This window comes from Sphingobium sp. WCS2017Hpa-17 (assembly GCF_031843765.1).
GTDB lineage: Bacteria > Pseudomonadota > Alphaproteobacteria > Sphingomonadales > Sphingomonadaceae > Sphingobium.
Genome location: NZ_JAVTIV010000028.1, coordinates 1 through 19287, shown reverse-complemented (window position 1 = coordinate 19287; position 19287 = coordinate 1). Strand labels below are relative to the sequence as shown.

At 62.5% G+C, this 19287-nt stretch carries 20 protein-coding genes; 4 read left to right on the top strand and 16 right to left on the bottom strand.

What is annotated here, in order from left to right; genetic code table 11:
* Positions 1 to 148: 148 nt before the first annotated feature.
* On the top strand, positions 149 to 811 hold the full coding sequence (locus tag RQH62_RS22340) for a hypothetical protein (RefSeq protein WP_311270856.1): 663 nt from the start codon (positions 149 to 151) through the stop codon (positions 809 to 811).
* On the opposite strand, the gene RQH62_RS22335 is transcribed toward RQH62_RS22340, so the two are convergent.
* The 9 genes from RQH62_RS22335 to RQH62_RS22295 all read right to left on the bottom strand — a co-directional run bounded on the left by RQH62_RS22335 (position 808) and on the right by RQH62_RS22295 (position 7845).
* Positions 808 to 1815, bottom strand: a complete 1008-nt coding sequence (locus RQH62_RS22335; protein ID WP_311270855.1) for a contractile injection system protein, VgrG/Pvc8 family — start codon at positions 1813 to 1815, stop codon at positions 808 to 810. The two genes, RQH62_RS22340 and RQH62_RS22335, sit on opposite strands and share 4 nt — an antisense overlap.
* Positions 1812 to 2213: a phage tail protein gene (locus RQH62_RS22330; protein WP_311270854.1), complete on the bottom strand. Its 402-nt coding sequence runs from the start codon at positions 2211 to 2213 to the stop codon at positions 1812 to 1814. Before RQH62_RS22330 ends, RQH62_RS22335 begins: the two co-directional genes overlap by 4 nt.
* Positions 2213 to 4690, bottom strand: a complete 2478-nt coding sequence (locus RQH62_RS22325) for a phage tail tape measure protein (RefSeq protein ID WP_311270853.1) — start codon at positions 4688 to 4690, stop codon at positions 2213 to 2215. Before RQH62_RS22325 ends, RQH62_RS22330 begins: the two co-directional genes overlap by 1 nt.
* 9 nt (positions 4691 to 4699) lie before the next feature.
* The gene (locus RQH62_RS22320; RefSeq protein ID WP_082679065.1) at positions 4700 to 4816 is read right to left on the bottom strand and encodes a GpE family phage tail protein; all 117 of its coding nucleotides are present in this window, start codon (positions 4814 to 4816) and stop codon (positions 4700 to 4702) included.
* 8 nt (positions 4817 to 4824) lie between these two features.
* A complete protein-coding gene (locus RQH62_RS22315; RefSeq protein WP_311270852.1) occupies positions 4825 to 5139 on the bottom strand; it encodes a phage tail assembly protein in 315 nt (104 codons plus the stop codon).
* Between the two features lie 63 nt (positions 5140 to 5202).
* Complete coding sequence (locus RQH62_RS22310) at positions 5203 to 5715, bottom strand: phage major tail tube protein (RefSeq protein ID WP_311270851.1); 513 nt, start codon at positions 5713 to 5715, stop codon at positions 5203 to 5205.
* A 41-nt stretch (positions 5716 to 5756) separates the two neighbouring features.
* A complete protein-coding gene (locus RQH62_RS22305) occupies positions 5757 to 6932 on the bottom strand; it encodes a phage tail sheath protein (RefSeq protein ID WP_311270850.1) in 1176 nt (391 codons plus the stop codon).
* 14 nt (positions 6933 to 6946) lie between these two features.
* Positions 6947 to 7297 carry a GPW/gp25 family protein gene (locus RQH62_RS22300; protein ID WP_311270849.1) on the bottom strand — a complete coding sequence of 117 codons (351 nt, stop codon included), beginning with the start codon at positions 7295 to 7297 and terminating at the stop codon, positions 6947 to 6949.
* Positions 7297 to 7845, bottom strand: coding sequence for a phage baseplate assembly protein V (locus RQH62_RS22295; RefSeq protein WP_311270848.1), 549 nt, complete (start codon positions 7843 to 7845; stop codon positions 7297 to 7299). The genes RQH62_RS22300 and RQH62_RS22295 overlap by 1 nt, the downstream gene beginning before the upstream one ends.
* Positions 7846 to 8320: 475 nt before the next feature.
* On the opposite strand from RQH62_RS22295, the gene RQH62_RS22290 reads away from it, so the two are divergent.
* Entirely contained in the window at positions 8321 to 8545 is a 225-nt protein-coding gene (locus tag RQH62_RS22290) for a hypothetical protein (RefSeq protein ID WP_311270847.1), read from the top strand.
* A 32-nt stretch (positions 8546 to 8577) separates the two neighbouring features.
* Positions 8578 to 9942: a dGTP triphosphohydrolase gene (locus tag RQH62_RS22285; RefSeq protein WP_311270846.1), complete on the top strand. Its 1365-nt coding sequence runs from the start codon at positions 8578 to 8580 to the stop codon at positions 9940 to 9942.
* A gap of 47 nt (positions 9943 to 9989) precedes the next feature.
* On the opposite strand, the gene RQH62_RS22280 is transcribed toward RQH62_RS22285, so the two are convergent.
* The 6 genes from RQH62_RS22280 to RQH62_RS22255 are packed head-to-tail and all read right to left on the bottom strand — an operon-like array spanning position 9990 to position 18161.
* Positions 9990 to 10736, bottom strand: coding sequence for a hypothetical protein (locus RQH62_RS22280; RefSeq protein ID WP_311270845.1), 747 nt, complete (start codon positions 10734 to 10736; stop codon positions 9990 to 9992).
* A gap of 11 nt (positions 10737 to 10747) precedes the next feature.
* Positions 10748 to 15037 carry an SGNH/GDSL hydrolase family protein gene (locus RQH62_RS22275; RefSeq protein WP_311270844.1) on the bottom strand — a complete coding sequence of 1430 codons (4290 nt, stop codon included), beginning with the start codon at positions 15035 to 15037 and terminating at the stop codon, positions 10748 to 10750.
* Positions 15038 to 15040: 3 nt separating this feature from the next.
* A complete protein-coding gene (locus tag RQH62_RS22270) occupies positions 15041 to 15478 on the bottom strand; it encodes a hypothetical protein (protein ID WP_311270843.1) in 438 nt (145 codons plus the stop codon).
* 3 nt (positions 15479 to 15481) lie between these two features.
* A complete protein-coding gene (locus RQH62_RS22265) occupies positions 15482 to 16522 on the bottom strand; it encodes a hypothetical protein (RefSeq protein ID WP_311270842.1) in 1041 nt (346 codons plus the stop codon).
* A 5-nt stretch (positions 16523 to 16527) separates the two neighbouring features.
* The gene (locus RQH62_RS22260) at positions 16528 to 17169 is read right to left on the bottom strand and encodes a phage tail protein I (RefSeq protein ID WP_311270841.1); all 642 of its coding nucleotides are present in this window, start codon (positions 17167 to 17169) and stop codon (positions 16528 to 16530) included.
* Complete coding sequence (locus RQH62_RS22255) at positions 17166 to 18161, bottom strand: baseplate J/gp47 family protein (protein ID WP_311270840.1); 996 nt, start codon at positions 18159 to 18161, stop codon at positions 17166 to 17168. The genes RQH62_RS22260 and RQH62_RS22255 overlap by 4 nt, the downstream gene beginning before the upstream one ends.
* A 143-nt stretch (positions 18162 to 18304) precedes the next feature.
* Here RQH62_RS22255 and RQH62_RS22250 point away from each other — a divergent pair, with 143 nt between their 5' ends.
* Positions 18305 to 18592, top strand: coding sequence for a hypothetical protein (locus tag RQH62_RS22250; RefSeq protein ID WP_311270839.1), 288 nt, complete (start codon positions 18305 to 18307; stop codon positions 18590 to 18592).
* Positions 18593 to 18626: 34 nt separating this feature from the next.
* Here the strand turns inward: RQH62_RS22250 and RQH62_RS22245 are convergent, their stop codons facing one another.
* Positions 18627 to 18881, bottom strand: coding sequence for a hypothetical protein (locus RQH62_RS22245; RefSeq protein ID WP_311270838.1), 255 nt, complete (start codon positions 18879 to 18881; stop codon positions 18627 to 18629).
* Between the last annotated feature and the right edge of the window lie 406 nt (positions 18882 to 19287).

Sequence of the window (19287 nt, the reverse complement as noted above, 5' to 3'; positions counted from 1 at the left end):
CGGAACAAAATAGGAAAGCGCAAAACGGACGGGCAGGAAATTTCCTTGTGGACAAGCCAGCATCAACAGCGACAAACATCGGCGCGCGGCGTGCAACCTCTTTTAATTGATTAGATGCCACGCCGTTTCAGTTGGTTACGGGGGGTGTATGGCGCTGTTGCTTAAGATTTTCGCTTGGGGTTGGAGTGTCATCCTTGCCCTGATGGTACTAGGTGCGCTGAGCGACAAATTGTTTGCAGCGGCGCTTTTACTGCTGATCGCCATGGTGGCGATCTTGCCAATCCCATGGTTGCAGGCGAAGCGCGCTTCTGTCGGCCTGGAAGGTAAACGAGCCGTGTGGACGTCGATCGGGGTGGCAATGATCGGCCTCGTCGTCTTGGCATCCACAATTCCAGAAACGGCGGAAATGAAGGCTGCACGGATCAAGCGCGAATTGGCGTCGAAGACTGAGGCTGCCGCCAAATCTGCCCAGGAGCAGGAAGAGGCGGCCGAGAAGGAAAAAGCCGAAGCGCAGGCAGCCGCTGCCGAACAGCAAAAGAAGGATGAAGAGCGTGCATCGGGGCTGCATTGCCTTAGCAGCTGGGACGGATCGAGCCGGACCTTTGTTGAAGAGGTGACGGCCCGGATGCGCGACCCTGATAGCTTCAAGCATTATGAAACCCGGATCGGCAAGATCGACAAGAAGGGCGAGCATGTCATCATCATGGAATATGGTGGGCGAAACGGCTTTGGCGGCATGAACAGAGAGATCGCTATGGGCATTGTCGATGGGAAAACGTGCCAGGCTCGAATCACTTCACTGGGCGATTAAGGTGGTGTCTCCAATTTCAGGGCGGTGGAAAATCCACCGCCCTTGTCGAGGCTATGCGTCACCTCGCTGATGAGCCAAGTGCCATCAATACCAGCTTTGACGCCCGCGACGTCGGCGCGCTGCTCGGGATAAATATCAGCGCGGCCGAGGGCCAATTTCATATCCAGCGTTGCCGGCGCGCGTTTCAGTCGATCGCGTTCCGCCACCGCTGCGCGCTTGGCTGATGCTTCGTCAGGATAGGTTTTGCGCAGGCGCTTGGCGCCATCTTCCTTGCCCACGGTCACCGTCTTGCGTTTCGCGCCCTTCCTATCATGCCAGCTGGCCGTCACGCCTTCCTGACCGTCCCGCGTCTGGCGCTGCCAGTTATGGCCATCGCCGTCCCGGCGTCGGATCGTAACGCTGGGCAGCATCTTGCCGCTGCTGGTGGTGCCGGCGCCGATCGGCGCGAAGATCAGCGCCTTGTCCTTGATTGTCGCGACCGCGCCATTCTCCCGCCCCAGGCGCCGCAGGAAGGCGATATCGCTTTCCCGGCTCTGACTGATGGTCCGAAGGGCAATGGACGCGAGGGCAGGCGCAACCTTCGCGGAAAGGCCATTACGGCCTGCGACATCAGCCAGCACCTTGCCCAGGGTGGTGGCTTTCCAACTCTGCTCGCGTCGGTTGCGGATCTGGCTGGTAAAATCGACGGCGCGCGCGCGGATCTTGATCTGGTCGGGCGGGCCGCTGTGCGAGACGTCATCGACCTTAAAGCTGCCCTTTTCGACTAGGCCGATCGTCACGTCGCGGCCGCGTTTCCATCCGAGCGCGAGGCGCAGGACAGTGCCCTCCTTTGGCAAGCCCAGCAACCCGTCACCATCGTCAAGCGTGATATCCAGCTGATCCGCTTCGTCGCCGCGCTTTTCGGAAAGCGACAGGCTGATCAGGCGCGGGCGCATGCGATCGGTCAGATCCTTGCCATCGAGCGTGACACGCCAGTCCGCGACATTGCCCGTGCCGGCGCTCATGCGGCCGCCTCGTCTGTCACAGGATCATCCACGCGCAGAAGGTCGATGGCGAAGTCGATGCGGCGCGCGCGACCGTCCGCCATTATGGCGGCATGGCGTTCATCGATCGCCTCTATCACATAGTTGCCGAACACCAGGCCGGTGCCGTCGAGCAACGGATAGGGATCTCCCTCGTCCGCCATCGCCCGCAACTGGTCGATGCAGACAGCGCCATCGGTGATTTCGCTATAGACCGCACCCGAGAGGCTGACCGTTTCAGCACCTGGTCCAACATATTGGGTGGCATCGCGGGCGCCGACACGGCCCGATCGCGCATGCACCCATTGGGCTTTGCGCTGCATCTCATCATGAGCGAGCGTCGGAATCTCGAAAATGAACATGCCCAAGGCCATCAACATCAGTCGTCTCCCTCGTCGCCAAAGCCGCGCCCGCGCCGTTCGCGCTCCAGCTGTTCCATCGCTTCTTTCACCGCCTGGGCAATGTCCTGCGGACTGCCAGTGACGCCGTGGAAGTGCAGGTTGTAGGTGGCGGGCTGCGCGGCGCTGGTGGGCGCGCCACGCGCCATAGCAGGCGGCGCGCCGGTGCCGGTCGCGGCGGAGGCGATAGCCGGGGTAGCGGCGCCCACGGCCATGGCGAGGCTGATGTCAGCAGCCAGCGCCTTGACGCGATCTATAGGCGCGCGTTGCTCGGACTGGATGCCACCGTCGAGGCCCTGCATCATGTATCCGCCGAACTGTTGGAAGACGCGGGACGGACTATGGATGCCCAGCTTTTCCTTGAACCATCGCGCGGCTGAGCCGGCGGCATCGACAATAGTGGATTTGAGCGAACCCAACATGGAAGTGATGCCGTTGATGAGGCCCCGAATCATGTCACTGCCCGCCTGCGACAGGCGGGAGGGCACGTCGATACCAAGCCAGTTCAACAGCGCAGCGATGCCGCCGTATAGCAGACCCATGGGCGAGAAATTGAGCAGGAAGGCCGATATGCCCGCTATACCCCCCGAGAAATAGCCGGTGATTTCCGACCAGATGCCCCCAAACCATCCGGCTATCGCATCCCACTTCGCGTAGATGAGATATCCCGCCGCCGCCAATGCGCCGATGCCGAGCGTAACGCCCAGAACGATGCCTATCAGGGGCAACATGCCGATGCCGAGCAGGGTGGCGGCGCCGGCCAGCGCGGCGAAGGGCGCGACCAGGCCAGCGATGATGATGGCGCCGCCGCCCAGCACCACGAACAGGGCAGCCATGAATCCTGCGGCTAGGGCAATGCCGCGTGTCAGATTGGGGTGGCGTTTGGCAACATCGGCGATGCGCGCAGCCCAGCCCGATAGATAGCCCGACATGCTGGCCACGGTAGGCATCAGCTGCGCACCGATCGTGTCCTTGAGCAGCTTGGACTGGATCTGGAGGCGCTTCACCTTTTCCGCGCCGTCGTTCATACGATCGGCAAAGTCTGTGTTCACCGTGCCGTTGGCGCCCAGCGCATCGGCCCGGATCGCCTGATACTCCTTGAAGGCGGACATAAGCGGACGCAGCGCCTGCTGCACCTGCATATCGCCGAACAGGGTGGATAGCTTGGCCTGGTCGCCACCGGTGGCCTGCTGTGTCAGGCGCACGATTTCCTCGATCGGGCTGCGGCCATCCTTCGCCGCCTTCTTCATGGCGGCGGGAATGTCGATGCCGAACTTGGCGAAATTCTTGATGGTGTCGCCGGCGTTGATCTTCGAAATCAGGTTCTGGAGATTATTGGCGGCACCGGCGCTATCGCCCGCGCCCTTGCGGGTGATCTGGAGCGCGGCGGCCAGATCCGCGACGGCGGGCACGCCCTTCGACCCAAGGCTCTGCATGGAGGCGGTGAGTTCGGGGAAATATTGCGCCATGTCCTTCACTTCGAAGGCGCCCGACTTGCCCGCCTGCGCCATGACGTCGATGGCCTTGGCGGTCTGGTCGATCGGCACCTTGAGATTGTCATGCGCGGCGAAGCTGGCGCGGCTCAGATCCTCGATCTGCGCCTTGTAGGCGGTCGCCGCGCGGCCGATCGGCGTCATCATGTCCGTCGCCTCGCGTCCGCCCAGGCCGAAGCCGGTCAGGGCATCGACACCCTTTTGCAGATCCGCGGGCATCTGGTTGACGGCAAGCGCGGCGACCTGAAGATCCTTGCCCATTCGCCGGCCAGCCTCGCGGGTCTGGTTCACCTTCTGATTGATGTCGGTCATCACCGACTCATATTCCATGGCACCGTTGACCGCGTCTTCCAGCGGACGGGCTATCACCATGCCGGTGCCGACCGCCGCCGCGCCGCCGGCAGCAAGGCCGGTGGCGGTGCCCTGGATCTGCGAGAATTGATTGCGGGCGGCCGCCAGGCGGCGGGACCGGTCGGCCAGTTGCTGCAACCGTTGTTCCTGCTGGCGCAGGGTGTCGTTGGTCGAGGCGGCCTCGGTGCGCAGGCGCCGTTCGTGGGACGCCAGATCGCGGGTGGAGACGCCGGCCGCCGCCATGCGGGCGCGCAAGGTTTGGAGGCGGCCCGACTGTTGCTCATGCTCGCTCGTCAGGCGCGCGGCTTCGCGCCGGGCCTGTTCGAACTCACGGCGCATCTTCTTGGTCGGGTTTTCGGTCTGGGCGATGGCGCGGCCCAGCTGGGTAGTACGCGCCTGCGCTTCCTGCATCCGGCGCGATGTTTCCGCCAGGCCGGTTTTTAACTGGCGGAAGTCGCCGATATCGGCCTGCGCCCGCTCGATCTCCTTCATCCGGTCGCGGGTGACGCGCAGCGCCTGGGACAGGCGGGAGGAACCGCCGGCGGCTTCGCGCATGGGTCGCGTCAGCCGGTCGGCGCCTTCGAGCAACATGCGGATGCGGAGATTGCGGTCCATGGGGCGCCCCTATTTGTCGGCGCCCGCCCGCTTGGCGGCGCGGCCGCGCCATTGCATCAGTTCGGAAAGGTCCATGGGGTCCATGACGGGCGGTCCCCAATGGAAGATGACCGCGATATCGGCCATCGCATCATCTACCCGTTCTGGGAGAGCGCCGCCTTGGCGCCCTTCGGCAGCAAAAAATCCATCACTTCGCTGCCCAGCTGGGTGAAGTCGGACGGGTCCATGGCGATGATCTGCGGCTTATGCAAAGTTGGGATGGTGATGCGCGGCAGAAGGGTTTCCAGCGCGGCATAATCGAGATTGAGCAGTGCGGAGAGGCTGAGGCCGCGCAGTTCGCCGGCCTGGGGCTTGCGCACCTTCACCTCCGTGATGGTGGTTTCGCCCATGACGATCGGGGCGTCGAGCGTCACGGTCGAGATGATAGGGGTGTTGGCCTGGTCGCTCATGAAAAAGTCGCCTGATTATCTAGGGAGGAAGGCCCGCCCGACCGAGAGGCCGGGCAGGATGGATCAGAAGATGCCGATGGCGGCGCGGCGCTCGGCCGAGCGATCGATGCCGTCGACGATCTCAATGCCGTTGAGCGGGTCGATCTCGATTTCCGTGCGGCCGTTCCAGACCAGCTTGTAGTAAGCCAGGGCCGACTTGACCTTGAATGCGCCGACTTCGCCAGACTTCTGCTCGCCCATCTCGATCTCTTCATGGCGGCCGCGCACGATGACTTCGACTTGGTCGACCGTGCCGCTATCGTCCTGCTGATAGGCGCCGGCGAAGCGGAGATAGACGCCGGCGACGGTAGTGACGCCCCACTGGCGCAGGATGTCGCGCATCGGGCCGCCAAAGGCCGCCTCCAGCTCCAGCGCCTCCATGCCCATGTCCAGCTTGACCGGCGCCGACATACCGGCGCCGCGCCACTCTTCCATTTTTCGCGTGAGGTTGGGCAGGGTAACCGAAGCGGATTCGCCAAGATAAGCGAAGCCTTCGTTGAACAGCATCATATCCTTGAGGACGCGGGGCAGACCCATCGCAGGCTCCTATGGTGTGTGGAAAGAAAGGGCGCGCCTGATCAGCCGACGTCGGTCAGCTGAGAGGCGAAGTCGGCGAAATATTCGTCGGTGATCTGCTGGTAGAAACCCAGATCCTCCAGCGGCGGCGGCACTGTATATTTGTAGCGGATGCGCAGCTTGCCGGCCTTGAGGCTGTCGATCGGATTGGCCGCCTCATCATACCAGGCCTCGGCGCCCAAGATGACGCCGGCGGCTTTCAGATTGCGGAACAAGCCATTGATCGTTTCGATGATATCCTTGGCCAGGCTGGGCGTCAGCGGCTTGTCCACCGCCCAATCCATGCCCTTGGCGATCGTGTCGGCCAGCAGCTGCGCCACGCGCACGCTGCTTTCGAAGGCGAACAGGGGATCGTCCGAACAGGTGCGGTTGCCCCAGAAGTAGAAGCCGGTGCTTTTGCGGATCAGCGCCGTGATTTCCGAAGCATTGAGCAGGCCGGCGTCGGTGTCCTGATCTTCGATATCCCAATGGATAGGCTGGGTCAGGCCGACGACGCCCTGCACCGCGACATTGGACAGTGTCTTGTGCGGGCCGGTGCTTTCATCGATCAGCGCGCGCAGACCCATGGCGCGGGCGGCGGCGAAGCTGGTGACATTCTCATCCTCGGCCGTGTCCCATGCCAGAAAGTCGGGCATCAGCAGCATGATTTCGCGCTGCGAGAAATTGGCGCGATAGAGTTTGGCGGCCGCGACGGTGGTGCCGATCGCGCGGGCATAGCCGAAGGCGCGCAGCTTCTTGGCGACGACGGCGAGCGCCGTGGTGACTGCCTGCGTTTCGAGGCCTGGCGTGCCCAGGATGCGGGGAATAACACCCAACTGCGCGACGGCGCTTAGCAGCGCCTGCATGCCGGTGCGGGTGCCGTCCACCGCCGTGGTGCCGATAACGTTGCTGGCGGTTTCGGCATCGTCCTCGCCCTCGGCCACGCGGATGACGACGATGATGGGGCGGGTCTGGTCGGCAATTGCCCGCAGGCTGCGCGCCAGCGTGCCGGTGACGCCGGCCTTACCGATGGCGGTTTCTACGTCGCTGATGAGCGCCGGCGTGTCGAGCGGGAAGACGGTGGCGTCGGCATCGGTCGCGGTTGCGACCAGGCCGATGATGGCGGTGGAAACGGCCGTCAGCGTGCGGGCGCCGCTGGTAACCTCGGTGACGGTAATGCCATGTTTGAAACTGGCCATGACGGCTCCTGTGGTCAGAGGGAGAGAGGGACGAGAAGGCGGGAAAGGCCAGCGGTGGCGCCGGTGTCGGTGCGCTTCGCCTCGATCGCCATGGTGGCGGCGCCGGGGCGGCTGCCGGCGATCAGGCCGATGCGGCGGACGCGGATGCGGTTTTCCCATTTGGCGAGCGCGGTGGCGGCGGCGGCAAAGATCCGCAGCAGGTTGGCCGGCGTCATGGGCTGGTCAATGAGGGCCGGCACCTGTGATCCATATTCGCGCAGGCCAACGACGGTGCCGATGGGTGTCGACAGGATGTCGCTAATGGACTGGATGATATGATCCACGCCATCGAGCGCGGCGCCGGTCTGGCGAGCCATGCCGGCCATCAGATGGGCTTCCCGCTTTGCGCTGTGCCGGCCTGCACCTGGCCGTGCCTGTGATCCTTGAGGCTGATGCCAGCGGCGACGACGTCTTCGGTCGCAGTGACTTTGCCATTCACCTGTAACGGGCCGTCGATCGTCACGCCGCCATCGGCGGTGATGGCGACGGTTCCGCCAGCGGGGAGCTTGGCAGACAGCGCATGCGCGGCATGATCGTAGGAGAGGATCGCGCCGTCAGGGAATTTGAGCAGGGTGATATCGGCCGAAGAAGACGGCGGCGGGCAGGTATCGGAATAGAGGCCGACGATGACCAGGCCGCAGGCAATATCACCCTCGGGCGCCAGCAGCAGGCACTGTTCGCCTACGGTAGGCGGGGACCAGGTGATGACGGCGCCAGCGCGCTGAGCGATCCAGGGCAGGTCGCCGGTAATGATATCGCCGCTTTCGACCGTGCAGGTAGCGTTGGCCAGATCGACGGACGCGATCGTGCCAAAGCGAAGGACTTCGCCGGTCAGCCGTTCAGTATCTGGATTTTGCGCCATGGTGGCGACCATGGCGCCGGCTGCGCGCCGATGCGTGGCCCTGCATTTGTAGAGGCGGCCTGTACAAATGCTTCCTTATAATGAAATGCCCGGCCGTCGTCCTAGAGGTGACTGCATAGTACCGAATGATACGCCTGTATAACCGCCTATAAGGCCATCGGGACTGCAATCTCCTCCTGTACTCCCGCCACTGAGTGCAATATGTTTGCGCATCCCCCCTTAGGGCGGCCCAGGACCCCAATGGATGGGCAATAATTTTTTTTTGGTGTGTTGCGCCCAAAACCTGGCGATCGTCTCTATCCCCCCTTCTTGGCGGCGTGAGAGCCTCCCCTTGACAGGAGCAACTAAGCGATATTTGACAGGTCGGCTAGTTTTGGCAGATTGGGGCTCGGCCGACGATCGTCGGCACCGTTTGCGCACTTAAACGTTCATCTTATTGCTACGAATATGCGCGAAAGCGGGAGGTCTAACCAGGTGGAGAGTAGCCATGGTCGATAAGGACCCACAAGATACGGAAATTCTCAGCGTTATCGCACATGCGGGGGACAACGGCATCGAACCGCAGACGCTGATCGATACGCTGATTAAACGAGATTACGATATGCCGAGCGTGATCGAGGCTTTGCAGCGCGCGATCGAGCGCGGCAAGATTGCGCTGAGCGTACAGGGCATGGTTGTGGCCATCAAACGCGAATACGCGCACGCGGCTTAATTCAATGGGGGATGTGAGTGACAGCGGAGGGGATGTCGCCGTTCGAGGCGAAGCGAATTGAACGTTGCTATAGTGATGAGACGGCTTCGGGAGACGATCAGCGCGGACCATTTGAACGTGATCGTGACCGCATCCTGTATTCGTCAGCATTTCATCGTTTAGCAGGTATTACGCAAATTGTGCGGGCTGGTGAATTAGATATCTTCCATACTCGGCAGCAGCACACTTATAAGGTGGCTCAAATCGGTCGCCGTTTAGCGGAGTACCGCATTCGCGAGCAGAGTACCGAAGCGGCACGTCACGGCCTGCATCCCGAGGTGGTAGAGGCAGCATGCCTCGCACACGATCTTGGACATCCCCCTTTTGGACATGCCGCAGAAACAGAGCTAGACCTCATCGTCCGCGACCCGACGCTTGCTGGCGGCGCTAGTGACGACGCGGCGTCGGATGGATATGAAGGGAACGCGCAGACTTTCCGAATTTTGACCAACCTTGCCGTTCGCTACAGCAAGAATGAGCCAGGACTTGACCTGACGCGCGCGACCCTCGCGGCTACATTGAAGTACCCTTGGCTGCGCGATACGCGAACGACCGAGGAAGGCGGAGATGAGAAAAAGCGTTCGAAGTGGTCCGCCTACGTTTCAGAGGAGCGCACATTCAGATGGGCGCGTGAACATTGCTACGGCGACCATAAATCCGCCGAAGCAGAACTCATGGATTGGGCCGATGATATTGCGTACTCCGTACACGATCTCGAAGATTTCCATCGCGTAGGCATCATCCCTTGGAGTGAAATCCTTTCGGCCGAAGCACGAGAAAGTATAATCGCAGGTGCTCTAAAGACGTGGAAGAAGGATCCTAACCATCCTCCTACAGCCCAACGGAGGCTTCAGCAGGCTCTCGATCGTGTCCAGCGCAAGATGGTAATGTTTCCTGCTGTAACGAAGCAGGTATATAACGGAGCGCGCGAACAGCGTCGTCAACTGCGCAACTTTACGTCGCAGCTCATCGGCCCATACGTTCGGGCAATCAAGTTAACTGGTGATACGAACGGTCCTGCTGTCTCTATAGATCAGGACGCTGCGGACGAAGTTCGCCTCCTGAAGCACTTTGCACGTCATTATGTTATAGGTCTGCCCGCGCTCCATGCACAGCAGTATGGGCAAAAGAAAATTATTCGTGACCTTTTCAGCATTTTCCTTAACGAAGGGAAGAAAGGTGATTTCAAGCTGTTTCCGGCGCGGCTACGCTATATTTGGGAAGACAATCATCAAGATAAACCCGCTCGTTTAGCAGCCGATTGCGTTGCTTCGCTAACGGAAAATGAGGCTTATCAGCTACACGGTCGCCTCACCGGATCGAATAGCGGGTTGGTCCTAGATCCCATCGTTCGCTAACAACTCCGAGATTTAGCTGGGACATCGCGACGGTGTCCCAAGCTGGTTCAGATATTCGTGATCCCGTCGATCCGGGCGAACTTCTTGATGAAGGCGACAAAGTCGGCGACCTTGCTGTCGCTCATGGCATAGTCGGCAACCATGGCGGCGACATGATCGCTATAGCCCTGGTAGCTGGACGAATAGCCTGATCCGATGCGTAGCGCGGAGGCCGTGAGCGCACGAGGATAGGGCAGGTCGAGATACTCGCTGTTACCGCCGGTGGTTGCGTTCATGACATGCATCCGGCCCTGGTTTCCGGCGCTGGGCGGGAAAATACGCAAGACGCGGATGGCCCAGCTATTGGGATCGATATTTTCTTCCTGTCGAGTCTGGAAGGAACTGGCACCACCGTTGTTGCACATGGCTGCGAACTGGACTTTGCTCGCGTCGAGCGGAAAAATCGACATGCCGCCGCCTGCAAGTGTCGAAGCAGAATAAGCGGACACCAGCATCGGCCGCGTGGTTCCTGTCGCGGAATCGACACAGCGCGACGCGGTGATGATCGTCTTGGCCACCGCATCACCGTTACCCAGCTGAAGGAAGGCATATTGCGAGCGAAAGCGGGCATAGCCATCGCCATAGGTCGGCTGCTCGGTGCCGCTGAGAAAGGCCGCACACCCATTTTCCACCAGATTGCGTTCGACGTTGCGCGCGCCGCCCCTGAACAGATTGAAATAGGCGATGTCGTTGGCCGGCAGATCGAGGTCGCGGGTGTAGATGAAGTCGGATTCCTGGGTGATGATGTCGGGCATGATCGGGCCTTTCAGACGGACGTGAGCAGGGCGAAGGCGGAGCACGCCTTGTCGGCATAGCCGAACTGGTTGAGGTGCAGGCTGTCGTTGATGAAGCCGGCGGCGGTGCCGGCGGCATAGCTGGCCAGGCGCGAGGTCATGTCGCTGACCGCCAAGTCATATTTGGCGGCCAAGTCATATTGCGCGGCGACGTATATCCGCCAGTCGTGGCTCTTGGCGACGCCAGGCGGGAGGCTGATCTGCATGACGACATCGGCGCCCGCACCGCGCAGGGCGACGATAATCGCCTCCATATTCGCCTTGAACACTGCCGGATCGACGTCCTGGTTGAGATCGTTGAGGCCGAGTTCGAGGATGACGGTCGGGTGGCTCTCATAGGCGAGCAGCGCGACGATATCGGCGATGCGGGCGACCCAATCGGACGAGCGCCAGCCCGACCGACCCATGTTGAGGCCGCAGATCGACGGCCGCGCGGCGTCATGGAAGAAGCCGCCGACAATCTCCACCGTGCCCGATACGCGCCGGATGTTGAGGATGTGGGTGCCTGCGGGCACGGTGTAGACTAGCCGCTGGAAGGCGCCGGCAGTGATGCTGTGCGTGGTGACCGCGCCGCCGATATCGAAGCTGAGCGTCCCGTCCGTCGCGGCCGAGACGTAGATTTCCGCCGTGGTCCAGGCGGTGCCGGGGTTGACCGCCAGCGCTTCCGTCGTCGTGCTGTTGCGGAAGGCCACGCCCCCCAGAGAGGTGGCGCCATCGATCGCCCAGCCAGTGCCAAAGGTCAGGCGCGGGTCATAGGTGACATAGGCCGAGGTGGTCACGGTGGTGAGCGCCTGGCCGAAGAAGCTGGTTTCGACCGTTGGCAGGACGCCGGCCAGCATCGTGCAGGCAGCGCGCAGAAAGGCCTTGGTGCGGCGATGATTGCCGGCGCCCTCCGCCGCCCAGCCCATCATATTGCTGTCGCCGATGCCGATCAGCAGCCGGCGGCCGACGCCCTGGATGACGGCGGCGCGGGCCATGCGCCAATGCAGCAGCTGCGCCGGGCCGCGCTGGAGGATATGGCTCAGCCCCTTGTTGATCGCGGGTTGCTGGGCGATCTTGTCGGCCATCGTCAGCGCCAGGTCGTGGCCCATGACCCGGACCTTGTCGCGGCCGAAGCGCACGATACGCTGGCCCCAGCGATCGGTGATGTTGAGATCGCGGCCGCCGGCGAGGAAGCGCATGCCGCCCATGCGGAAAGCGCCATCGCGATCGACGCGGTAGGCCTTCTGCCCAAACTCATCCTTGAGCGCATATTCCGGCGAAGGGGTGAAGCCGAGATCGAAGCGATCCGAGCGCATGCCGCCCTGCGCGTTCATCCGGGCCAGCTTCTGGCCGTGCCGATCGCGCCAGACATAGGGATCGGTCCCGCTTTCCGGCGCAATGCTGTTGGTGGTGGCCGCGTTGCTCGACCCCACTTCCACCGTGGCAAAGCCATTAAGTGACGGGCGCACGATGCGCAGCAGACCGCTCCCCTTGACGCCCGAACGGACATAGCCGGGCCGATCGCGATCGACGCGGAACCACTCGCCCACATTCAGCACGCCGCCATCGCTGCGCAACAGGTCGAGTTCAGGGAGCCAGCCCGCCGTCTTGACCCGGCCATAGGCGCCAGGGCGGATGGTTTCCCAGGCAACGCCGGCGAACAGCGCCTGATCGTCATCGGCGGTCATGGGGCGCACATTGCGGGCGCCGGTGGCGTCGCGCGCCAGCACCATGCCTTTGAGGATCGCAGTGCCGGCCGTGTTCTGGAGGCTGGCCTCCTCGTCCATCAGAAACGGCCGATAGAGGCCCTCAACATTATATTCGCTGGCAACGGCCGCGCCGGCGAGCGCGTCATTGATGTAGGCCAGCACCTGCGCGTTGGTCCACAGCGTGAAGTCCTGGTTGAACAGGATATGGACGGTGGCGCCGCCATTGATCTTCACCGACAATGTGACCGGCGCCGCGGTGCGGTCGCCCAGGCGCTTGCCAAGGCCAGTGATGAAAACGTTGCGGTTAGGACCGACGCCGACCTGATCCTGCACGCAACCCCAGCTGTAAGCGTCGCCGGCGAGGCCGACATCGCCAGTGCGCTCGATCGCCTGACGGGTGAACAGTATCAGTTCGGCCGTGCCGCTGATCTCGATCTTCGACAGCGGGCCGGTAGCGGCCGAGACGATGCGGAGCGCGCGGCTCCAGCTTTCGGGGCGGAAGGCAGCCGGGCTGTTGCCGAAACCGACAATCTCCCACTCGCGGCGATCGGCGGGCTGATCGGCCAGAGCGGTCGGATACCAGGGCGTGACGGCCAGGCTGACTTCGCCCGAGAGCATGTTGCCGCGCATGATGCAGCGATCCATCACGCGGGAGCCGATCGATTCGAGCCGCACCGACCAGCCACCCGCCTTCGTCGCCGTCCAGCAGCTATTGACTAGCTCGATTTTCGACGGATCGGCAAAGTCCACCTGATTATGGGCGGAGAAGGCCGCGCGCGGCGCGGTGCCGCGACAGCTGTCGAACAGATAATAGCTGCCCGAGCAGGTGCCGAAGGCGAAAGCGTGCTGGGAGGCCCAGACAGACGTCTGATGATAGGCGTCCGCCTCATCATTGCCCTCGTGAATGCCCTCGACATTGCGATAGGTCAGCCGGCTATCCGGCTTGAATTTCACGGCATCGCCATGAATGACATAGCGGCAGTTGCGGCCGATCGCCGTCAGTCCTTCAATGTCTTGCGTCGCGTTGAAGTCGAGCGTGCTGGTCGCTCGTATGACTGCCGGATCCGTGTTGGCAGGAAGGCGGCCGATGATGTTAGTGCGGCCGATGCCGGCGCCGCGCAGCGCGATATGATTGCCGTCGGTGCCGCTACCGATCAGGCCAAGCGAGTGTTCCGCGAAATTGCCGGCGGGCACGATGACGGCGGCGACGTCGCCGGCGCCGGCCAGGATGGTGGCCTGCATCAGCGCGGCGGCGATGCTGGCGAAATTGCTGGACTTCAGGCGTCGGCCGATGCGCGCGCCAGTGCCATCGATCGTGGCAACGGCCTGGCGCACGGCATCCGCCCGCGCGCTTTCGTCCACCAGCGCGCCGGTCTGCTCAGCCGCCTTGGCGATATCCGACCTGGTGCGCAGGATCTGCACGCTCATATCGGTGAGGATGATGCTTTCCTCCGTCGTCGCCGGGTCGGCACCGGAGAGGCGAAGGAAGGGCCGCAGGTCGTCCAGGGTGACGCCTGCCGGCATGACGAAGGAAAAGGCCATCACGCGCCTGGTCGCCGACAGCTGGGCGTCGAACAGGTTGGACGTCTCGATATCGACGGCGGCCAGGCCGATGGTGCGAGCCTGCATGTTGAGGACATGCGGGCGGTTCCAGTCGGCCGAGGTATTGAAGCCCAGCACTACGAAGACGTCCGTGCCGGCGAGTAGCGCGCGCTTGCGGCCGTTGAGGACATGGCGCCACTGCATGATGCCGCCCAGGCCGGATGCGCCGACCGGCACGGTCAGGCCAAGGGCGCGGTCGCGCGCGTCCCGCAGGACCGTCGCGCCGTTCTGGAGGTAGGCGACATCCTCCACGCCCTCGATCCGGTCGAACAGGGCGACGCTGGGCGTCAGGGCCGCGAGGCGCGTGTCGAGCATCATGTCGACGCCGACCGGCGCGCCTTCGAGCGGCAAGGCGGCAAGGACATCCCAGGAGACGGATACGACTTCGAAGCTGAGTTCTTGCGTGACCGGTTCATGACCGCCACCCACTTGCATGGTGGCGGCAAAGGCGACCTCGTTACCCTGCATCACATAGGCGAAGTCGCGCACCAGCTGCTCGCCCTGCTGATAGGGCTGGCCGATCTGGACGCCGACATTGCTGTCGAGCGAGCCGTTGCGCCGGCGCACCTGCACCGCATTGCCGCCAAAGCTGATCATATCAAGATAGCCCAGCGTGGCCTTGATGATGGTGCGGATACGCACCGTAACGCCCTTGAGACGGCGCACGGTGTCATATTCGAGTGGCATGAACGGCACGACATTGGTGCCGATCGCGGTGGCGCCGACCGGCACCGTCCAGCCCACGCGGCGGCCGCCCCGGATGATCGGGATGGCGCCATTGGCATAGTCATAGACGGCGCTGGTCCGCGACAGCAGGTTGCCGCTGGTCGGCGTAACGCTGAGCAGCTGAGCGCGCGTCGCCAGCACCGCAACGGGCGCCTTCCTGGTGCCACCGGCATCCTCGACAATCATCGTCTCGATGCCGGTCAATTCGCCTTCAAAGTCGGGAAGGTCTGCGATTTTGGGCATGGGTTACTCCGCAGGCCAGAGGGGATGATGGGCGATATTGAGGGCGACCAGGGCGGCCTTGGCGGCGCCAGCGATCTCCGCCTCGATCGCGTCCGACGCCGCGCGCACCGCATCGATCGCGGCAAAGCGGGCGGCACCGGCATCGGAGGGCGCGCGCTGATCGTTCAGCTGGCGCCACATTGGGGCAACGGCCTCGATCCGACGCGCGGCCTCGCGCTTCACCTGGCGCACCGCCGTGGCGCGGCGCTGGGCGATGGTGAGGCTGGCGGCGCGCGCGCGAGGATTGCCGTCGCTGTCGGCGCCGATCGCGGCGCCCTCGCTCTGGGCAGTGAGCAGCTGCTGATGCTGTTCATCGGTGACCGGCACCGCGTCCGCCGGCAGCGTGGCGTGGATCTGATCGTCAAAGAAGCCGGGGGTACTGGCGGAATAGAAGATGGCCATGGATCAGGCTCCGATCGCAATATAGCCGCAGGCATTGCTGCTATCGTCGGCGGAAAAGACGGAGAAACCGGAGGGCGTGATGGTCGAATAATCGACGCCGGCGGCGTTATCCTGGCTGTCGGCGCCGCTGCCCTTCACGCCGTCGCTAATCACCACGAAACAGGCGGTGGCAAAGCTGTCGGGAAACAGCACGGCGGTGCTGGCGTTGGCGGCCGACGTGAAGCGGCCCCACATCAGCCGCAGCCCGCCCATGCCGGGGATATAGGCATGGCCGTTCTGGGTAATGGACTTGAACAGGCCCGACAGCGCGGCGGGCGTAATCGCCTTGTCTGTCGCGGTGCCAGCGGCAACATCGGCCGCGCTGGCGGCCAGCACCGTGATGATCCGGCTTGCGGTCAGGTTGCCGCCGCCGCTCGCCAGGCCGGCGCCGGTGATTGTGCGGGCGAGCATGGCGGTGAAGGCGACCGAGAAATTGGGGCTGCCAGGCGCGATCAGTTCGCCAAGCGCATTCAGCACCTGGCGCAATTTCCTGGGCGAAATGATCCGTTGATCGTCCGTGCCGGCGGCGGCCTCGGTCGCGTCGGCGATCTCGGCCACGCCCTTCACCGTCTCGCTGGCAGGCGGCAGCAGGAAGGTGGTATCGCCAAAGGTGATGGCACCGGCGATTCCGTTCGAGAAGCCGATGTCGAGCGCCAGCAGGAAGAAGCTGATCGACACCTTGCGGAACAGCGGCGTGGGCTGGCTGTAGACCGCGAACAGCGTGCCGTCCGCCAAATAGAGGCCAAGCCCGCGCAGCTCATAGATGTCGGTGCTGACATCCTGCGCGGTCATATGGATGACCGTCTCGCTCACGGCCTGGCCGGATACAGCTTGGATGCGCTTCAACTCACCGGGCAGCGCCGTGATGGTCGGCGCCATGGTGAAAGCGTTTTGCGTGATGCCGACCGACACGACTTCGATCGGCTCGGTCGATCCGCCCTGGGCGTTGACCAGGGCGTCCAGCCCGGCGGTGGTAATCATGAACAGGATCGGATCGTCGGCCATCTGGCTCAGACCTCCATGAAGGCGCCGGCGCGGCTCAGGATCGGTTCGCCGTCGCGGGTTTGCAGAAAGCTGTCCCAGACGGGATCTAGTGCGCTCGCCTGGTCGGCCAGGCTGTCGAGACGAGTGAGGCCGCCAGCCTGGGCGGCGGACACCAGCCAGGCCTGTGCTTCGGCGCGGACGCGGTAGACGGCGAGCATATGTGCGCGTGCAGGCTTCACCTGGGCGATGTCGCGCATGATCTCATCGACCAGCGCTTCATCGTAAAAGACGTCGCTCTGCGCCAGCAGCGGCAGTTCCAGTCGGAAGCTGTACGGATCGAGCGTCTCGCGATCCTGATGCCATTCCACGATCTCGATCAGCTGGTCGAAGCGATCGAGGACGGTACGCAACGAGGCGCGGGTGCCCTTGCGCCGCTGGAAGGCGATAGCGTCGGCGGCGGCCTCGCGCTTTTGCTGCTCAGTCCATTTGGATTTCCAGATGTCGATCGACAGGCCCCATACGAGCCAGGGCAGATCCTCGACCGGGCAATCTTCCGGCGACCACTGCTGGCGCAGCGGCACGTCGATATCGAGCAGGCTGGCGGCGGCCTGCTCGATATTACGTTGGAGCGGCGTCGAGCCTGGCGGCAACAGGCTGGGATAGGTCACTCCCCGTCACCCTGATGCGTGATGGTAATGCCGGTGCATTCAGCCGCCTGCTGTCGCGTAATGACAAGGTCGGCGGCGGGGCTGGTCAACTGGACATTCTGGACACCCTCGACATGCAGCGCCGCCAATATGGCCGAGCGCGTGATATCGCGGCCGAGGCGGTGACTGTCGGTGACATAGGCGTCGAGCCGGGTGCGGGCAGTGGCAAGGACAAGCGCCGCGTCAGGCCCGCGAAATGTCGTGACGGTTGCGACAACAGCGTAAGGGATGATCGTGGCGGGCTTGGCAGTGACGGCGTCAGTCAGCGGACGGCGCGTCTCGTCCGAGAGATAGGCTTCGACTTTCGCCACCAGGTCCGCTGAGGCAAGGCCGTTACCGCTACGCGACAGGATCGACAGAATGACTTGGCCTGGCCACACAGCCGCATTAAGCGCCGTGGCCATGGCGCTGCGCAGCTCGACCGAGGCACCATGATTGGCCAGCACTGACTGGACCAACTGACGGATGCTGTCAGGTTTGGGCGTGGTGGCGCTGGCATCAAGCACATCAGCATCGGCCGACAGGGCATGAAAGATATAGGCCCCCTCGGGACCGGCGACCGAATAGCCTTCTGGTGCCAGCACCATGCGGCGTCGGAAATCGGTATCGCCTTCCATTGCGGCGGGGATGCCCAGAGCGTCGTCCGCAGGCGTGATGACGAAGCGGGTGACGCCGAACAAGGCGCCCAGATTGTCCAGATCAGCGCCATTGGCATAGGCCACCATGACGGCGCGCGCCGCCTCATTGATGCGCTGCCGCATGATCTGGCTCATGTACGCGAAGACGCGCAACAGCTTCGTAGCCGGATCGCTCTCCCGCGCTTCGAATGTCGGCATTTCAGCCTTCATCCGTGCGACGGCATCCGCGAAGATCGTGTCGAAGTCGAGCGCTTCGACCACGTCGGGCGCGGGGATACGCGAGAGATCGACAGCGGTGAAAGTGGTATCGGCCATAGCCGCCATGTCGGCCGTGGTGCGTCATGCACGCTATGGGCGGCATTTGTAGAGGCGGCCTCTACAAATGCCGACAAGATTTGCCTAAACTTACCTTCTCGTCTGATCGCCGAACTGTTTCCAGTCCCGTGAGTTCATGTCGGATGATTTATTTGCAGCATGCGGTAATGGCGTTGTGCGCTCAGGCAGCGGTTGGACTGGCAACTGGTAACTGGTGGGCAGGCGCGGCTATGGGATCGGCTTATTTCATCGGCCGAGAAGTCGCACAGGCCGAGCATCGCTGGATCGAATGGTTTGGAGAGGGACGTCGGGCCAATATGCCGCACTGGGGACGATTCGATTTGCGAGTGTGGCCGAAGTTGGACCAATGGTTAGACTGGCTTGCTCCCACGATTGCCACATGTGCGCTGGCAACATTTGTGAATAACTAACCTCAATCGACTTAAAAAATCCATAAGCTTGGCATTATTGTTGACGATCTTGCATGATGCGCGCGATTTGCTGATCTGCCTCGTCCTTCGACCCGAACAAGATGCCATTCCATTCACATCTGTCGAGATCAAATATATCAAAACGGCGATCGCCTACTACGCCAGGCCGTTCCAGCGAAACAAGCGTTTCGTCAGGATTCACCGTTACGACCGTCCTTTCATGATCCAGTCCGTCTATCACTGGAATCCCCATGAAAAGTGAAATGCCCATGCTGCCTTGAGCGATCATGGGGTCTTCGCTTACCTGTTGAACGAGTAAGACTTGATCGACGCCGCTTAGTTTGACCGCTGCCGGACGGAGTCCGTTATCGATGGCGTTTCTATATTTAAGCTTAAGTTCCTCTATTAACAGCACAAAATGTCCCCGCAATTGGATAAGGCCGGAACAGCCACCCCTCCCTGGCTTGAAATCTGGTTGAGATAAATAGCCAAAAGCGTTTAGCCAATCCAGCCTCTCAAATCCTGATCTGAGTTGATAGCAGGGGCGCGGCCCACTAAATTTCGATTTCTAGAGGCTGTTATGGACTTGCGAGTCTGAATGGATTCAAAGGCTTGTATGGAATGTTTCCGCAAGCCTTATCCGTCTGATGTCTCCGATGAAGAATGGTCGCTGATCGTGCCGTATCTGACGCTCC

Excerpts from the sequence above, each read along its gene's own strand:
- RQH62_RS22330 (WP_311270854.1), bottom strand. The coding sequence starts at position 2,213 with ATGTTGATGGCCTTGGGCATGTTCATTTTCGAGATTCCGACGCTCGCT.
- RQH62_RS22255 (WP_311270840.1), bottom strand. The coding sequence starts at position 18,161 with ATGGCCGATACCACTTTCACCGCTGTCGATCTCTCGCGTATCCCCGCG.
- RQH62_RS22315 (WP_311270852.1), bottom strand. The coding sequence starts at position 5,139 with ATGAGCGACCAGGCCAACACCCCTATCATCTCGACCGTGACGCTCGAC.
- RQH62_RS22340 (WP_311270856.1), top strand. The coding sequence starts at position 149 with ATGGCGCTGTTGCTTAAGATTTTCGCTTGGGGTTGGAGTGTCATCCTT.
- RQH62_RS22320 (WP_082679065.1), bottom strand. The coding sequence starts at position 4,816 with ATGGCCGATATCGCGGTCATCTTCCATTGGGGACCGCCCGTCATGGAC.
- RQH62_RS22310 (WP_311270851.1), bottom strand. The coding sequence starts at position 5,715 with ATGGGTCTGCCCCGCGTCCTCAAGGATATGATGCTGTTCAACGAAGGC.
- RQH62_RS22335 (WP_311270855.1), bottom strand. The coding sequence starts at position 1,815 with ATGAGCGCCGGCACGGGCAATGTCGCGGACTGGCGTGTCACGCTCGAT.
- RQH62_RS22300 (WP_311270849.1), bottom strand. The coding sequence starts at position 7,297 with ATGGCCGGCATGGCTCGCCAGACCGGCGCCGCGCTCGATGGCGTGGAT.
- RQH62_RS22265 (WP_311270842.1), bottom strand. The coding sequence starts at position 16,522 with ATGGCCGACGATCCGATCCTGTTCATGATTACCACCGCCGGGCTGGAC.
- RQH62_RS22280 (WP_311270845.1), bottom strand. The coding sequence starts at position 10,736 with ATGCCCGACATCATCACCCAGGAATCCGACTTCATCTACACCCGCGAC.
- RQH62_RS22270 (WP_311270843.1), bottom strand. The coding sequence starts at position 15,478 with ATGGCCATCTTCTATTCCGCCAGTACCCCCGGCTTCTTTGACGATCAG.
- RQH62_RS22325 (WP_311270853.1), bottom strand. The coding sequence starts at position 4,690 with ATGGACCGCAATCTCCGCATCCGCATGTTGCTCGAAGGCGCCGACCGG.
- RQH62_RS22285 (WP_311270846.1), top strand. The coding sequence starts at position 8,578 with ATGTCGCCGTTCGAGGCGAAGCGAATTGAACGTTGCTATAGTGATGAG.
- RQH62_RS22290 (WP_311270847.1), top strand. The coding sequence starts at position 8,321 with ATGGTCGATAAGGACCCACAAGATACGGAAATTCTCAGCGTTATCGCA.
- RQH62_RS22275 (WP_311270844.1), bottom strand. The coding sequence starts at position 15,037 with ATGCCCAAAATCGCAGACCTTCCCGACTTTGAAGGCGAATTGACCGGC.
- RQH62_RS22305 (WP_311270850.1), bottom strand. The coding sequence starts at position 6,932 with ATGGCCAGTTTCAAACATGGCATTACCGTCACCGAGGTTACCAGCGGC.
- RQH62_RS22250 (WP_311270839.1), top strand. The coding sequence starts at position 18,305 with ATGATTTATTTGCAGCATGCGGTAATGGCGTTGTGCGCTCAGGCAGCG.
- RQH62_RS22245 (WP_311270838.1), bottom strand. The coding sequence starts at position 18,881 with ATGATCGCTCAAGGCAGCATGGGCATTTCACTTTTCATGGGGATTCCA.
- RQH62_RS22295 (WP_311270848.1), bottom strand. The coding sequence starts at position 7,845 with ATGGTCGCCACCATGGCGCAAAATCCAGATACTGAACGGCTGACCGGC.